This is a genomic window from Hymenobacter arizonensis, from assembly GCF_900115775.1.
Classification (GTDB): Bacteria; Bacteroidota; Bacteroidia; order Cytophagales; family Hymenobacteraceae; genus Hymenobacter; species Hymenobacter arizonensis.
The window spans coordinates 300,397-315,869 of record NZ_FOXS01000005.1; the positions used below are offsets into that span (position 1 = coordinate 300,397).

Annotated in this window: 13 protein-coding genes; 11 read left to right on the forward strand and 2 right to left on the reverse strand. The window is 61.1% G+C overall.

Features of this window, described 5'->3' with window-relative positions; all coding sequences use genetic code 11:
• The first annotated feature begins 191 nt into the window (after nucleotides 1–191).
• The 11 genes from BMZ66_RS17840 to BMZ66_RS17890 all read left to right on the forward strand — a co-directional run bounded on the left by BMZ66_RS17840 (nucleotide 192) and on the right by BMZ66_RS17890 (nucleotide 13,495).
• Nucleotides 192–1,001: a dihydroorotate dehydrogenase gene (locus BMZ66_RS17840; RefSeq protein WP_177204788.1), complete on the forward strand. Its 810-nt coding sequence runs from the start codon at nucleotides 192–194 to the stop codon at nucleotides 999–1,001.
• 40 nt (nucleotides 1,002–1,041) lie between these two features.
• Nucleotides 1,042–1,821 (forward strand): orotidine-5'-phosphate decarboxylase, encoded by a 780-nt coding sequence (pyrF, locus tag BMZ66_RS17845; RefSeq protein ID WP_092676790.1) that lies wholly within the window; start codon nucleotides 1,042–1,044, stop codon nucleotides 1,819–1,821.
• A 50-nt stretch (nucleotides 1,822–1,871) separates the two neighbouring features.
• Nucleotides 1,872–2,501 (forward strand): orotate phosphoribosyltransferase, encoded by a 630-nt coding sequence (pyrE, locus tag BMZ66_RS17850; protein ID WP_092676793.1) that lies wholly within the window; start codon nucleotides 1,872–1,874, stop codon nucleotides 2,499–2,501.
• A 120-nt stretch (nucleotides 2,502–2,621) separates the two neighbouring features.
• A complete protein-coding gene (locus BMZ66_RS17855) occupies nucleotides 2,622–5,708 on the forward strand; it encodes a phosphoribosylformylglycinamidine synthase subunit PurL (protein ID WP_234795144.1) in 3,087 nt (1,028 codons plus the stop codon).
• Nucleotides 5,709–5,827: 119 nt separating this feature from the next.
• Nucleotides 5,828–6,685, forward strand: a complete 858-nt coding sequence (locus BMZ66_RS17860) for a phosphoribosylformylglycinamidine synthase subunit PurQ (RefSeq protein ID WP_214607026.1) — start codon at nucleotides 5,828–5,830, stop codon at nucleotides 6,683–6,685.
• A 37-nt stretch (nucleotides 6,686–6,722) separates the two neighbouring features.
• A complete protein-coding gene (locus BMZ66_RS17865) occupies nucleotides 6,723–8,141 on the forward strand; it encodes a phosphoribosylaminoimidazolesuccinocarboxamide synthase (protein ID WP_092676800.1) in 1,419 nt (472 codons plus the stop codon).
• A 9-nt stretch (nucleotides 8,142–8,150) separates the two neighbouring features.
• Nucleotides 8,151–8,537, forward strand: coding sequence for a nuclear transport factor 2 family protein (locus BMZ66_RS17870; protein WP_234795145.1), 387 nt, complete (start codon nucleotides 8,151–8,153; stop codon nucleotides 8,535–8,537).
• Between the two features lie 30 nt (nucleotides 8,538–8,567).
• Complete coding sequence (gene purD / locus BMZ66_RS17875) at nucleotides 8,568–9,857, forward strand: phosphoribosylamine--glycine ligase (RefSeq protein WP_177204789.1); 1,290 nt, start codon at nucleotides 8,568–8,570, stop codon at nucleotides 9,855–9,857.
• Between the two features lie 17 nt (nucleotides 9,858–9,874).
• Nucleotides 9,875–10,582, forward strand: coding sequence for a phosphoribosylglycinamide formyltransferase (purN, locus tag BMZ66_RS17880; protein WP_092677120.1), 708 nt, complete (start codon nucleotides 9,875–9,877; stop codon nucleotides 10,580–10,582).
• Between the two features lie 76 nt (nucleotides 10,583–10,658).
• Nucleotides 10,659–12,161 (forward strand): amidophosphoribosyltransferase, encoded by a 1,503-nt coding sequence (gene purF / locus BMZ66_RS17885; protein WP_092676806.1) that lies wholly within the window; start codon nucleotides 10,659–10,661, stop codon nucleotides 12,159–12,161.
• A 236-nt stretch (nucleotides 12,162–12,397) separates the two neighbouring features.
• Nucleotides 12,398–13,495, forward strand: coding sequence for an AIR synthase-related protein (locus BMZ66_RS17890; protein ID WP_092676808.1), 1,098 nt, complete (start codon nucleotides 12,398–12,400; stop codon nucleotides 13,493–13,495).
• Here the strand turns inward: BMZ66_RS17890 and BMZ66_RS17895 are convergent.
• The gene (locus BMZ66_RS17895; RefSeq protein WP_092676810.1) at nucleotides 13,492–13,944 is read right to left on the reverse strand and encodes a hypothetical protein; all 453 of its coding nucleotides are present in this window, start codon (nucleotides 13,942–13,944) and stop codon (nucleotides 13,492–13,494) included. The two genes, BMZ66_RS17890 and BMZ66_RS17895, sit on opposite strands and share 4 nt — an antisense overlap.
• 27 nt (nucleotides 13,945–13,971) lie before the next feature.
• Nucleotides 13,972–15,462 carry a nicotinate phosphoribosyltransferase gene (locus tag BMZ66_RS17900; protein WP_092676812.1) on the reverse strand — a complete coding sequence of 497 codons (1,491 nt, stop codon included), beginning with the start codon at nucleotides 15,460–15,462 and terminating at the stop codon, nucleotides 13,972–13,974.
• Nucleotides 15,463–15,473: the final 11 nt, after the last annotated feature.

A 15,473-nucleotide genomic window follows, 5' to 3' on the forward strand; every position in this document is an offset into this window, starting at 1 on the left:
GTTGTCAGTCGTTATTATTTGGTTGGGCGGCTGCCCGAATCAAGGCTGATAACTCTCAACCATCAACTCTTTGTCCGCTGTGCTAACTTGAAGAAGTTAGCCGGTCACCAAACCACCCCTGACAACGAACAACTGCTAATCAATAAGAATATATGAAACTTGGCGCCATTACGTTACAGAACTCCGTGTGTTTGGCCACGGCTCCTTGGGAGCTCGACGGGCCTGGCTACGAGCACCTGGGCGCGATTTTCACCAAAACCGTGACCATGGAGCCTCGCCCGGGCCTGCCCGGCGACGAAGGCATCCTGCAAGTAGCCGACCAAACCCTGCTCAACCGCACCGACCTCCGCACCGAAGGGGCCGAGGGGCTGGTGCAAGAGCACCTGCCGCGCCTGCGCCGTTTTGGCGTGCCGGTATTCGTGAGCATCACGGCGCCCGGCGTGCCGGGCTTCCGCAAAATTGCGCGCTACCTGCAGCGCGAAGCCGGCGACCAACTGGCCGGACTAGAAGTGTACATCACGGCCCCGCATTCCGGCGCGGGCCCCGACATAACCGCCCGCTACGTGCGCGAAGCCACCGAAGCGGTGCGCAACGAACTGCGCGACGACGCTGCCGTCATCGTGAAGCTGCCACCGTGGCCCGACCACATCCGGGGCCTGGCCTTGGGCGCGCAGGAAGGCGGTGCCACCGCGCTGGCCGCCACCAATACCTTGAAAGTGCTGCACCTGCCCGCCAACGCCGCCGATGCGCCGCTGGTAGGCGGGCTTTCCGGCGAAGCGTTGCGGCCGCTGGCCCTGCGTTGCGTGTGGGAGCTGGCCCACGATGAAAAGCTGCAGTTGCCCATCTTCGGAACAGGTGGCATTTTTACGCTGCGCGACGTGGAAGATTATCTGCGCGTCGGCGCCAATGCGGTGCAAGTGGCCAGCGGCGAATGGCTGTCGCCGGGACTCTCGGCACGGTTGGCGTCGGAAGTTGCTCTCAAATCGACCGTGACGCGCTAACCTGACACCTTCTTTTTCATCCACCATTCCCACCGTCCCGATGCAAAAGCTCCTCACCCGCGTTCAGACCCTCAATTCCTTAGTATGCGTGGGCCTCGACCCCGTGGGCGACGATGCGACTGTCATCCGCCGCCTGCACGAAGTCGTGACCGAGACCTCGGAGTATGCCGCTGCTTTCAAACCCAACCTTGCCTTCTTTCTGAGCCGCGAAAACGGAGTTGCCTTACTTGAAAAAACCGTGCGCCGCATCCCTTCCGAAATCCCCGTGATTCTGGATGGTAAATTCGGTGACATCTCCAGCACTGCCGAGCAGTACGCCCGCTTTGCCTACGACATCATTGGGGCCGATGCCGTGACGGTGAACCCCTACATGGGCGACGACACCATTCGGCCCTTTGCCCGCCCCGGCAAGATGGTGTTTTCCCTGGCCAAAACCTCCAACAAACCCCAGCACGGCCTGCAAGATGCGGCCATGACCCGCGGCGGCTCCATCAGCGACTGGGCCGCCCGCCTGGCCCGCCTCATGGACGAAGAGCTGACCGAAGCGACCATTGGCCTGGTGGTGGGCGCCTCGGAGCCAGATACGGTGGTCAAACTGCGGGTCGCGTGCCCGGAACAGTGGTTCCTGGTGCCGGGCATAGGAGCGCAGGGCGGCGACTTATCGGCCACGCTGCGCGCCGGCCTCCGCACCGATGGCAGCGGCCTGCTAATAAATTCCTCGCGGGGTATCTGGCAGGCCAAAAACGCCGGAACCGCTGCTCGCGAATTGATGGAGCAAATCAACCAATTCCGGACCGTGACAAGCCCGAACCATGCCTAAAGAAAAGCCGCTTAACCGCGGCTTTTTGCATTTTAGATTTTCTGCAACCAATGACCTTAACCTCCGAAAATTCTCTTTTGCCCATTGCCCTTGATGCCGAATTGCTGGAGCAGCAGTTTCGCCAGGAAGACGCCCTTTTGCGCGGGCATTTCCGGCTGTCGTCGGGCTTGCACTCGGATACTTATGTGCAGTGCGCCCGCTTCCTGCGCCGACCCGATTTGGCTGCGCCAGCCGCTGCGGCCTTGGCGGGTCAAATCCAAGCCGCGGGCTTACAACCCGACGTGGTGGTAGGCCCCGCCATGGGCGGCGTGGTGATAGGCTACGAGCTAGCCCGGCAGCTGGGCGTGCCCGGCATTTTCACGGAGCGCGACGCCGATGGACAGATGACCCTACGCCGCGGCTTCACGGTGACGCCGGGCGAAAAAATCATCATCGCCGAAGACGTGGTGACCACCGGCAAAAGCACCCTGGAAGTAGCTCGCGTGCTGCGTGAACTGGGCGCCGAAGTCTTGGCCGTAGCTTCCCTGATTGACCGCACCGGCGGAAAAGGTGGGCTCGATTTCCCGCATTTCGCGCTGCTTTCAGTAACTGCAGCGACCTTTGCCCCGGAAGCCTGCCCGCTCTGCGCCGCGGGCGAGCCGGTAGTAAAACCAGGCAGTCGGCCGGAGAAAGCGTTTTGAAAGGAGAGTTAACAAGAACGTCATGCAGAGCGCAGCGAAGCATCTCGCGTGCCACTACTAATCAGTGATGTTCGAACGATTGAATTACTACCCCGAGCGAGATGCTTCGCTGCGCTCTGCATGACGTTCCTTACTGACGTTCTGATATCATTAATGTCCGATACCACCCACACCATCCAGCTCACGCTGAAACCCGGCCAGCACGACGGCGACGGCCAGCGCGTAGCCGAAGCCGCCGCTCGCCACCTGGGCTTGGCCACGGGGCGCGTGCGCAGTGCCGCCCTCTACACAGTGCGCTACCCACTCAGCGAAACACAGCTGAGCGACTTCGCCTCCCGCTGCCTCGCCGACCCGGTGCTGCACGACGTGCGCCTGAATGAGCTCACCGCGGCCGACGGCTTCGCCACCTACATCCTGGTAGCCCGGCGCCCCGGCGTGACCGACGACGAAGGCACCTCCGCCCAAAATGCGCTGGCCGACCTGCTGAACGAGCCGCTCGACACACACACCCAGCACATTTTCAGCAAGCGCCTCTACCTGCTCGAAAACGACCTGCCCGCCGACGACCTCCGCCGCATCGCGGAAGAGCTGCTCGGCAACAAGCTCATCAACTGGTTGGAAGTAGGCCGCGTGGCCGAGGGCATCCGCGACTACACGCCGCGCCCCGGCGGCGGCGCTGAAGCCATCACCGAAATTGTGACGTTGACCGGTCGCAGCGACGCCGAATTGGTGCAGCTCTCGAAAGAGAACATCTACGCGCTGAACCTGGAGGAAATGCGGGCCGTGCGCGACTACTTCGCCGCACCCGAAACCCAGGCCGAGCGCCAGGCCGCCGGCCTGCCCGCTGACCCCACGGACTGCGAGCTGGAAATCATCGCCCAGACGTGGTCGGAGCACTGCAAGCACAAGGAATTTTCGGCTCTCATCAACTACAAAGACCTGGAAACGGGCGAGAAGAAGCAGGTCGATTCGCTATTCAAAACCTACATCAAAGACGCCACCTCCGAAGTCGACCGCCAACTCCGCGCCAATGGCAACGACTGGTTGGTGAAGGTGTTTTCCGACAATGCCGGCGCCGTGCGCATCAACGCTGATTCGCTGTTTGTGTGGAAGGTGGAAACGCACAACTCGCCCTCGGCCATCGACCCTTATGGCGGGGCCATCACGGGCATTTTGGGCAACAACCGCGACCCCTTGGCCACGGGCATTGGCGGCGCGCAGCTACTGTTTAATACCAACGTGCTCTGCTTCGGCAACCCGCAGTACGACGGGCCACTGCTGACTGGCCAGCTGCACCCGCGCCGCATTCTGGAAGGCGTGCGCAAGGGCATTGAGGACGGCGGCAATAAGTCGGGCGTGCCCACGGTGAACGGCGCCATTGTGTTCGACGACCGGTACGCCGGCAAGCCGCTGGTATACTGCGGCACCGGCGCCGTAATGCCCATGCAATTCGCGGGCAAAGACTCCTGGGAGAAAATTATCGATTCCGGTGACCGCATCATCATGGCCGGTGGCCGGGTGGGCAAGGACGGCATCCACGGCGCCACGTTTTCCTCAATTGAGCTAGACGAAACGGCCCCGGCCACGGCCGTGCAAATCGGCTCGCCCATCACCCAAAAGCTGGCGATGGATTTCCTGATGCTAGCCTCGCGCCGCGGCCTGCTCAAGTGCAGTACTGACAACGGCGCGGGCGGCCTTTCCTCCTCAGTGGGCGAGCTGGCAGGCATCAGCGGCGGCGCGGTTGTTGAACTGGAACGCGTGCCGTTGAAGTACCCTGGACTTCGGCCCTGGGAGATTTTCGTGAGCGAGTCGCAAGAGCGGTTTACGCTGGTGGTGGAGCCCGGCAAAATGACCGAGCTGCTGGCGTTAGGCCAGGAGATGGAAGTAGAATTGACGGACATCGGCCACTTCACTGCCGACGGTTTCCTGGACGTGCGCTTCGATGGCGAGCCGGTGGCCCGTCTGAACATGGAGTTCCTGCACGAGGGCGTGCCACGCAAAGTTCTGGAAGCTGAGTGGACCAAGCCGGCCGCTGCCGAACCGGAGATTCCGGCCACTACGGACTACACCGCTACGTTGGGCCAGTTGCTAGGCTCGCTCAATATCTGCTCCCGCGAGTCGATTATTCGCCAGTACGACCACGAGGTGAAGGGCCGGACCATTGTGAAGCCTTTGATGGGCGCCACCGGCCAGGCGCCGCAGGACGCGGCCGTGGTGCGGTTCAATTTTGAGAGCTGGGAAGGCGTGGCCGTGAGCAACGGCATTCTGCCGCGCTACGGCGATTTGGACGCTTACCACATGTCGGCCGGCGCGTTTGATGAGGCCGTGCGGCAGATTATCGCAGTAGGAGGGAAGCTCCCCAACCTGACGCCCGGCGACGGGATTTTCTGGTCGGTGAACGACAACTTCTGCGTGCCCGATTCGGTGTATGACCCCGTCAGCAACCCCGATGGCAAGCAAAAGCTGGCCAAGCTCGTGCGCATGTGCGAAGCCTTGCGCGACGCCACGGCTGCCTACTGCATTCCGCTCACCAGCGGCAAGGACAGCATGAAAAACGACTTCAAGGCCGATGGCGTGAAGATTTCGGTGCCACCCACCGTGCTCTACTCCATGACCGCCAAAATGGAGGACGTGCGCCGCGCCGTAACCTCCGACTTCAAGCAGGCTGACGACGTGGTGTACCTCCTCGGCGAAACCCACGACGAGCTGGGCGGCTCCGAGTTCTACGCCCTGCACGGCCAACTGGGCGCCAACGTGCCCAAGGTTGATTTCGAGAAAGCCAAGGCGCTGTACACCCTCGTGGGCCAGGCCAACGACCAGCACCTGATTCAGTCCTGCCACGACCTGAGCGACGGCGGCCTCGCCGTGGCGCTGGCCGAATGCACCTTTGGCTACAACTGCGGCGCCAGCATAGCCTTGCCCGAAAGTGGCTTGCCGCTGCCCGTCCAGCTGTTCTCCGAATCGCACTCCCGCTTCCTCGCCACCGTGGCGCCGGAGGACGTCGTGGCGTTCGAGCAGCTACTAGGCAGCCGCGCTACCCGCCTGGGCATTGTCACCAAAGAGGCCCGCCTGGTGGTTCGCCACGGCAGCCGCGAGGTTATTTCGGCCGACTCCGATGTGCTACGGAGTATATGGACCAACGGCCCTGTAAATCAGCTGCTCGGCGTGAGCAACATGGCTAATACCTCAAATTCAACTTCACTGTAATGGCACAAGATTCATTTCCTCCGGCCCAAAAGCCTTTTGAGATGGTACAAGATGCCACTCGGGTAGCACATAAAGTTCAAATTGAGGCACAAGGTGGCGAACCCAAACGGGTTGGCGCTGTGCAAGCCTTGATTCTGACTGGCTTTGGCATCAACTGCGAAGAGGAGTTCGCCGCTGCTTACCGCATGGCCGGCGCCGAGCCCACCATTGTGCACCTCAACCAGGTGCTGCACGGGCAGGTTAGCATCCACGATTTCGACACGCTGAACTTCCCAGGGGGCTTCTCCTTTGGCGATGACCTAGGCTCGGGCGTGGTGCTGGCCAACAAGCTGCGCTACCGCCAGACCGGCGCCAACGGCCGCACGCTGCTCGACGACATCAAGCAGTTCATCGCCGCCGGTAAGTTCGTGCTGGGCATCTGCAACGGCTTTCAGGTGCTGGTGAAGCTGGGCCTGCTGCCCAACCTAGGCGGCGAGGTGACGCCCGAAGTCACGCTGACCCACAACGCCAGCGGCCGCTACGAAGACCGGTGGGTAACGCTGCGCGTGAACCCCAAGTCCAACACGCCTTTCCTCAAAGGCATAGACACGCTGGAAGTGCCCGTGCGCCACGGCGAAGGACGCCTCGTGATTCCGGATGCCGCCATACAGCAGCGCATCGAAGCCGCGGGCCTCAACTGCCTGAGCTACCTCGACGCTAACGGCGACGGCACCGGCGTGTACCCTTTCAACCCCAACGGCGCCGCCCTAAACTGCGCCGGCCTCACCGACCCCACTGGCCAGGTGTTTGGACTGATGCCGCACCCGGAGGCGTTCTTATCGGCCTACAACCACCCCGACTGGGCGCGCCGCCGCCGCCAAAACCCCGGCGCCACCGAGGAAGGGGAGGGCCTTCAGATTTTCAAAAATATCGTGGAGCACATCGCCCACACGCGTACCACGGCCGCTCCCGCCGCGGAGTTTGCCACTCGGAACTAGTCTCGTTATTCGGAACTAGCCTCCTTAAAAGTTGCTAATGAACACGCTCACTCAATTCGCTTCTCCCCAACTCCCTCTCCTGCACCGCGGCAAGGTTCGCGACAGCCTCCGCGCCCCCAGCGGCGACCGCCTCATTATCGTGACGGACCGCCTCTCGGCTTTCGACAGTGTGCTGGAAACGGCCATTCCGCACAAAGGAGCGGTGCTGAATGGCCTGGCGAACTTCTGGTTTGAAAAGACGGCGCACATCATCCCCAACCACGTGCTTAAGCTCGTCGATGCCAACGCTATGCTGGTGAAAGAGGCCGAGCCCATTAAAGTGGAAATGGTTGTGCGCCAGTACCTGACCGGCTCGATGTGGCGCGGCTACCAAGCCGGCCAGCGTACGTTCTCGGGCGTAACCGTGCCCGATGGCATGACCAAGCACGAGTCTTTCCCCCACGCCATTGTCACGCCGACCACCAAGGAAGAATCAGACCGCGAAATCACCCCTGAAAACCTGGTGAGCGAAGGCTGGGTGAGCAAGGAGCTGTACGACCAGATGGCCGTGAAAGCCCAGATGCTGTTTGCGGTGGGCTCGCGCCTGCTGGCCGAAAAAGGCATCATTCTGGTCGATACCAAGTATGAGTTTGGCTTGCTGAACGGCCAGCTGATTCTCATCGATGAGATGCATACGCCTGATTCTTCGCGTTTCTGGTCGGCTGATGACTACGCCAAGAACCCCGAGACGGCCGAGCAGATGGACAAGGAGTACGTCCGCCAGTGGCTCATCGCCAACAAAAAGGACGGCCAGTACCCCCGCGCCCTCACGCCGGAAGTCGCCCAGGAAGCCAGCCGCCGCTACCTCGACATCTACCAGCGCATTACCGGCGAGGCCCTGCCCACCGCCGAAACCGCCGCGGCCGACTTCCCCGGTTCTGGCCGCCACGATGCCCGCGCCCGTTTGCTGGCCAACCTCGTGAAGGCCGGTATGTTGAAAGACGCCTGGGTGAACATCGTGATGGGCTCGCCCGCCGATAAGGAACACTGCGAGAAAATTCGCCAGCAGTTCGAAGGCTACGACGTTTTCACCCAGTTGCGCGTTACTTCGGCCTACCAAAACGGTGAGGTAATTGCCGGCCTGGCCGATATCTGGAACAACAGCTTGGAGCCGGGCGTCATCATCGCCGTAGCTGGCCTGTCGAACGGCCTCGGCGGTGCGCTGGCGGCCAACGTGAATGTGCCCGTTATTAGCTGCCCGCCGTGGCAGGACTACGCCGAATTGGCCATGAACCTGAATTCGTCGGTAATCATGCCCAGCGGCACGCCCAGTCTGACGGTGGTGCGGCCGGACAATGCTGCTCAGGCCGCGCTACGGGCTCTAAACATCCCCCGCTTGCGCGAGCGCCTGAGCCAGGACATCAAAGCTGCCAAAGCCAAGCTGCGGGCGGCCGACGCTGAATTCCGGGTGTTGTAGAACCTAAAAATGATGGAAACAGCCGCGTTCAAGGAATTAGTTACCGCCTACATCGAAGCCTACAACCGCTTCGATGTAGGCGGGATGCTGGCACCCTTGCACGACGGGGTTGTGTTCAGGAATATTTCCCACGGGGAAGTCAACTTGACCACGACCGGCAAAGAAGAATTCCGCCGCCAAGCCGAGCAAGCCAGCCACTATTTCTCCCAGCGAGAGCAGCGCGCAACCGACTGGCAAGTGGCCGCCAACCGAGTAGAAGTAGCTATTGACTACACTGGGGTTGCGGCCGTTGATTTCCCCAACGGATTGAAGGCTGGCGATACGCTGCACTTGCAGGGCAAATCTGTTTTTCGATTCGCCGACGGCAAAATCATTTCCATCGAAGACATCAGCTAAGAACCACCGCCCGCCTAAGTTTTTATTCCCTTGACTGACTCCAAAACTCTTCTTCTCCTCGGCTCCGGCGCCCGCGAGCACGCCCTGGCCGAAAAGCTGACCCGCGACGGGGCCACGGTTCACGTGCTGCCCGGCAACGCCGGCATCCCCAACAGCCACCCCGAAGTCAATCCGCTGGATTTTGAGGCGGTACAAACCTTTGCCCAAGCGCACAACGCCAAGCTGATTGTGGTTGGTCCGGAGGCGCCGCTGGCCGCGGGCATCACCGACTTTTTTGCTGGTTCCGACATCAAGGTTTTTGGCCCGACCCGCGCTGCGGCCCGGCTGGAAAGCTCCAAGGTGTGGAGCAAGGATTTCATGCGCCGCCACGGAGTGGCCACGGCGTTGGCCTGGCAATTCCGCAGCGACAACATCGACGCCGCTCGCACCAAAGCTGCCGAGCTAGGCGGGCACGTAGTGGTGAAGTACGACGGCCTCGCTGCGGGAAAAGGCGTGTACGTATGCTCGTCGCTGGAAGAAGCAGAAGCCGCCCTCGACGAGCTGCAAACGCAGTTCACGGGCTGGTTTTCCTTCCTGCTGGAAGAAAAGCTGACCGGCCCCGAAATCAGCATCATTGGCCTCACCGATGGCCGCGAAATCAAGATGCTGGCCACGTCGCAAGACCACAAGCAGCTGCTGGCCGGCGACCAAGGCCCCAACACCGGCGGCATGGGCGCCTACTGCCCCGTGCCCTTCGCCAACGACAACGTGCTGGCCGCCATCCGCCGCGACATAGTGGACCCGACGCTGCGCGGGCTGCAAAACGAGCAGTTTGCGTTTCACGGCTTCCTCTACTTCGGCATTATGCTCACGCCTAGCGGCCCCAAGCTGCTGGAGTACAACGTGCGCCTCGGCGACCCCGAAGCTGAAGTGCTGCTGCCCGCCCTGGACAGCAGCCTGCTTGACTTAATTGAGGCTACGCTGAGCGGCACGCTGGCAAAGCAAACCGTGCGGCAGCGCCCCGGCGCTTTCGTGGGCGTGGTGCTGGCCTCAGGTGGCTACCCGGCGCCTAAGTTCCCCACCGGTTTCCCGATAACGGGCTTGCAGAACCTGCCGGCCCACACCCGCGCTTATCATGGCGCCACCCGCCAGGACGCCCACGGCCAACTGGTCACCAACGGCGGCCGGGTGCTGGTGCTTACCGCTCACGGCCCCGATTTAGAAACCGCCACCGCCCGCGCCTACGAAGCCTGCGCCCAGGTCACGTTTCAGGACGCCTATTTCCGCACCGACATTGCCCAACGTCCGGAGCCAGTATTAACCGCGAGCGCCGTAAATTGAATATTGAAAACTTGGTCATGAGCATTTCCACCCCCGCACAAGAGAATCGTCACGCTCCCCATTACTTGGGAGACGCGAGCGCGGAGACGCTCGGTGAGGGAAACCGCAAAGCGCGCCTGGCCATTCTGCTTTCAGGCCGCGGCTCCAACATGCTCTCGTTGGTGCAGGCCACCCAAACCGGAATTCTGAAAGACCTGGCCGAAGTAGCTGTAGTGTTCAGCAACAAACCCGAAGCGCCCGGCCTGGAACTTGCCGCTGCGCAGGGGTGTCCAGTAGCTTCCTTGCCCAGCCAGGGCCGCAAGCGGGAAGCGTTTGATGCAGAAGCCGCTGTGCTGCTGCAGCAGTACCAACCCGACTTTGTGGTGCTAGCGGGGTACATGCGGATTTTATCGCCAGCGTTTATTCAGCCGTTCGCGGGGCGCATTCTAAACATTCACCCCGCCGACACCCACCAGCACCAGGGCTTGCACGCCTATGAATGGGCTTTTGACAACAAACTAACCGAAACCAAAATCACCGTACATCTGGTTGACGAGGGCCTTGATACCGGGCCCATTCTCGCCCAGGAATCGGTGGACTTGCGCGGGGCCGAAACCTTGGCCGAAGTCGAGCGCCGTGGCCTTGCCGTGGAGCACCAGCTTTACGCGCAAACGCTGGCCGAATTAATTAAAACCAAACAGAACGTCATGTCGAGCGCAGCCGAGACATCTCGCTCGGAAAACTAAAGAGTTTAAGCACGCGAGATGTCTCGGCTGCGCTCGACATGACGTTCTTATTTGACCCGAAAAAACCCCAAATGATATGTGTGGAATAGTAGGTTTTCATGGCCCCGATGACGTTGTTGCCGACATGGTGGTGGGCCTCACCGCCCTGCAGCACCGGGGGCAGGACGCGGCTGGCATTGCCACGTTCGACGGCTTGTCGTTTCACCTGCACAAGGGGCAGGGACTAGTCAATGACGTGTTTAAAAAGAAGCACCTGAAGAAGCTGAAGGGCAACAGCGGCATCGGCCACGTGCGCTACACCACGCAGGGCGCCAACGACTCGAACCTCGCCCAGCCTTTCACCACCAGCTACCCGTTTGGTTTGGCGATGGTGCACAACGGCAACGTCATCAACTTCCGCGACGTGGCCAAGCGCCTGCACGACAAGTACCACGTGCTGCCCAAAACCACCAACGACCTCGAGCTTATCATGTACACCTTCGCCTCGGAGCTGCGCGTGAAAGACCTCGACCACCTCTCGGTAGTCGACATTTTCGACGCCGTGGAAACCACCCAGGAGCTGGTTAAGGGTGCCTACGCCACCATCACCCTGATAGCCGGGCACGGCCTGCTGGCCTTCACCGACCCGCTGGCCATCCGGCCGCTGGTGCTGGGCCGCCGCGATTCAGCCGGTGGGCCGATTTACGCGTTTGCCTCGGAAAGCACTTGCTTCGATTTCCTGGGTTTTGAGTTCGTGGAAAACGTAGGCCCGGGACAAGCCATATTCATCGACAACAACTACCAGGTTCACTATAAGAACCCGTACGAGCTGCCGAAAAATTTCTGCGCCTTCGAGCAAATCTATTTTGCCCGCGAAGACTCCACCATTCACGGCCGACTGGTGGCCCGCGAGCGGGTGCGCCTCGGCAAGCGCCTGGCCCGCAAAGTGGCCGATGCCGGTCTCAAGCCCGACATGGTGATTGACGTGCCTTCGTCCGGCTACTTCGCCGCTTCCGGGCTGGCCGAGGCCATTGGCGTGCCCTACCGCCGCGCGCTGGTGAAAAACAATCACATGGGCCGCTCGTTCATCGTGGCTACCCAGGCCGGGCGTGAGGACGTGGTGAAGAAGAAACTGAACCCCATCCGCGAGTTTGTGGAAGGGAAAAAAATAGCGGTGGTCGACGACAGCATTGTGCGCGGCACCACCTCGCGCCGCATCGTGCGCCTGCTGCGCGACGCTGGTGCCACGGAAGTCTATTTCATCTCCAGCGCCCCGCCCATCGTTTCGCCCTGCATCTACGGCATCGACATGGCCATGAGCACTGAGTTGATTGCCGCCAACTACACCGAAGACGAAATCTGCCGCTACATCGAAGCCGACCGAGTTATTTACCAGGATTTGGATGATTTGCAGGAGCTGTTTTCCGAAGAAAAAGGCCACGGCGGCAGCTGCTTCGCCTGTTTCTCGGGTAAGTACCCAACGGGCGATGTGACCCACTACCTGCGCCATGTGCAGGAAGAGCGCGCCAGCCACCGCCCCGAAAAAGGCAAGAAAAACCTGTCCGTAAGCGCCAAAGCACCCGAGCCCACGGAGCACTAGGCCGTGTAGTTTGAAAGGCAGAACAAAAAGACTCCCCTCCTCAGATGAGGAGGGGATGTGAGCGCCGAAGAGGCGCGAACGGGGGTGGTTGAAGTCGTTGAACGACACCCGCCCGACCCCCGCCCAACTGCCAAAAGCCCGCTCGCGAGTCGTTCAACGAATCCAACCACCCCCGTTCGCGCTGAAGCGCGAACATCCCCTCCTTATCCAAGGGGGGAGTTGTCGTTCCATTATCCATGTCCGCTTCCTCCGCCAACCCCGCCGGCTATTCCATCGAAGAAGGCAACGCCGCCTCGCGCAACGCCTACAATTGGTCGAAAAAGACCTTCGCCAACCGCACCGGCAAACCTGGCGAGCCTGCCCAGGACCTCGACGGCGGTTTCTCCAATGAAATTCGTTTCGGCGCCGAGCGCCTCGGCATCAGCTCCGACGGCATTGGGACCAAAATCGAAGTGGCCGAGCGCCTGAACAAGTACGATACCCTTGGCTACGACCTTATCGCCATGACAGCCGACGACCTCATCGCCGCCGGCTTCGTGCCCACCAACCTCTCCAACATCATCGACGTGAACCACCTCGACTACGGCGTGGTAGATGAGATGATGCGCGGCCTGCACGACGCCGCCAACTTCGCCCAACTGGCCATCACCGGCGGCGAAATCGCCGAGCTGGGCAACCGCATCGGTGGCTGGCCCGGCGCTAAAATGAACTTCAACTGGTGCTCCACGGCCATTGGCGTACTGCACCCCAGCCTGGCCCAGCCCCTGAGCGGCAAAACCGCCCAGGCCGGCCACGTAGTAGTGGCCCTGCGCTCGCCCTCGTTCCGCTCCAACGGCTACTCCTTGGCCCGCAAAACCCTGGAGCGCCTCTTCGGCGAGAACTGGCACGAAGCCCCCTACGACGGCACCGACGCCGACCAATACGCCACCTGGGGCGAGGCCATGCTCGCGCCCTCCCTCATCTACGCCCCCGGCGTAGCCACCCTGCTCGATGCCGGCCTGCCGCTGCACGGCGTGGCCCACATCACCGGCGGCGGCGTGGCCGATAACTTCCAGCGCGTGCTCAAAAATGGCCTCGGCGCGGTGCTTGACAACCTATTTGAGCCCCTGCCCGCCATGCAGCGCCTCTGCGAAATCGGTGACCTCAGTTCTGAAACTGCCTACCTCTACTGGAACATGGGCACCGGCATGCTGATTGTGACAGAAGAAACTTCCGCCGCTGCGGTAGTGGCTTCACTGCAGCAAAGTGGATATGATGCGCAGGTGGCCGGTTATCTTACGGCTGAAAGCGGCGTAATGCTGCGCGTGGGCACAGGGGAATTGAGATATGCTTAATGGGTAGCGTGTAGTAATTTGATTTTTTGCACAAAATAAGAATAACACTCGCATAGCAGCGCGAAATATTCTAATGGAACTTGGTGGTCACTTAGGATACTTTCATTTCCATAGTTATCAAAAACATCAAATGATAATGTAAATAACCCATTTTGGTGCACCTTGACACAATAGTTATCGAAGTTGCTGCCCAATGGAAGGATATACTCTTTTCTGGTCACCACTTCTTCCTTTGCCATCTCAGAAAATTTTTGGGCAGCAATGAGTAGGGCCGAAGAAGTGACGCCGGCAACTTCAACATCATTGACATCTTCCAACTGGATACATCCTAAAATAAGGGAGGTTCTCTCTACCAGACCGTAGCCGCCGTTCGGGGTATGGATTAAAGATGAAATCCGAAATAGGGCAGCATTACCAATGCTAATATCAGTAGACAGCAGATGGTTCATGATGCACAGCCTCAATAAAAATTCTTCTTACGCCCCGCGCACCGGCCGCTTCTCCAGAATCAGCTCCGTGCGGTAGTCATACAGCGTCTTTTCCAGCCCCACAGGGTACGTATGCGGGTTGAGGAAGCGGCGGATGCTCGGGTCCAGGCTTTGTACCTCGCGCTGGGCGTGGGCGCGGCTTTCGGTGAGAGAAGGTAACTCAAGCACGCGCTGGCCTTTGCTGAAAACCGGCTCCAGCAGCTCGCGGAACTTGGTTTCGGGCTTGACGAGCAGGCGGCGGGTGGCGTCGAGCGGGTCGACCATGGTGAGCTGGTCGGGGAGGGGCTCAGCGGTGTTGTATAGCATGTCGGCGCGGGGCTTGCCGTACTCGTTGAGATAGCGGCGCACCTGCAGAATGCCCGGAATGCTGGTTTTGGCTACCTGCTCCGAGAGCTTCAGGGTGAAATCCCAGCCTGAGTCGTCGGCCTTGCGCAGGGCGGCCAGCTTGTACACACCGCCGAGGGCCGCTTGGTTATAGGCCGTGACGAGCTGCGTGCCCACGCCCCAGGTATCGATGCGGGCGCCTTGCTGCTTGAGGCTGGTGATGAGGTTTTCCTCCAGGTCGTTGCTGGCCACGATGCGCGTTTCCGTGAACCCGGCCTCGTCGAGCACGGCCCGCGCTTCCCGACTCAAGTAGGCCAGGTCGCCGGAATCGAGGCGGATGCCGGCCAGCTCGTGGCCGTTGGCGCGCATCTCGCGGGCTACGTGAATAGCGCGGCGCACACCCTCGATGGTGTCGTAGGTATCGACCAGAAACACCGAGTCGTCGGGGAAGGCCTGCGCGTAGGCCGAAAACGCCTGCGTTTCATCGCCGAAGGCCTGCACCCAGCTGTGGGCGTGGGTGCCGCGCACCGGAATGCCGTAGCGCTGCCCGGCCAGCAGGTTGCTGGTGGCGTCGCCGCCGCCGAGGAAGGCGGCGCGGCTGGCGCCCAGGCCGCCATCAAAGCCCTGGGCCCGGCGCAGGCCGAACTCCAGAATTTGGTCGCCGGGACCGGCAGCTTCGCGGATGCGGGCAGCCTTAGTGGCTACCAGCGTTTGAAAGTTGATAAGCGTGAGCAAGGCCGTTTCCAGCAGCTGGGCCTGCAGTAGCGGCCCGCGCACCCGCATAATGGGCTCGTTGCCAAACACCACGGTACCCTCGGGCACGGCGTCAATGTCACAAGTGAATTTCAGGCCCCGCAGGTATTCCAGGAAATCAGCGGGGAACATGACGCCGCCTTTGCTGCCGCGCAGGCTGCCCAGATAAGCCAGGTCGTCTTCCGAGAAATGCAGGTTCTCAACCCAGTCCACGGCCAGGGCCAGGCCGGCTGCCACCGCGTAGCCGCCTTGGAAAGGCGCTTTGCGGAAGTAAAGGTGAAACACCGCCTCCCGGTCTTGCATGCCCTGCTGCCAGTAGCCGTAGGCCATGGTAAGCTGATACAAGTCGGTAACGAGGGCGAGCGATGGCGCGTAGAGGCCGGAAAGGGGAGCGGAATTCATACAGGGAATGG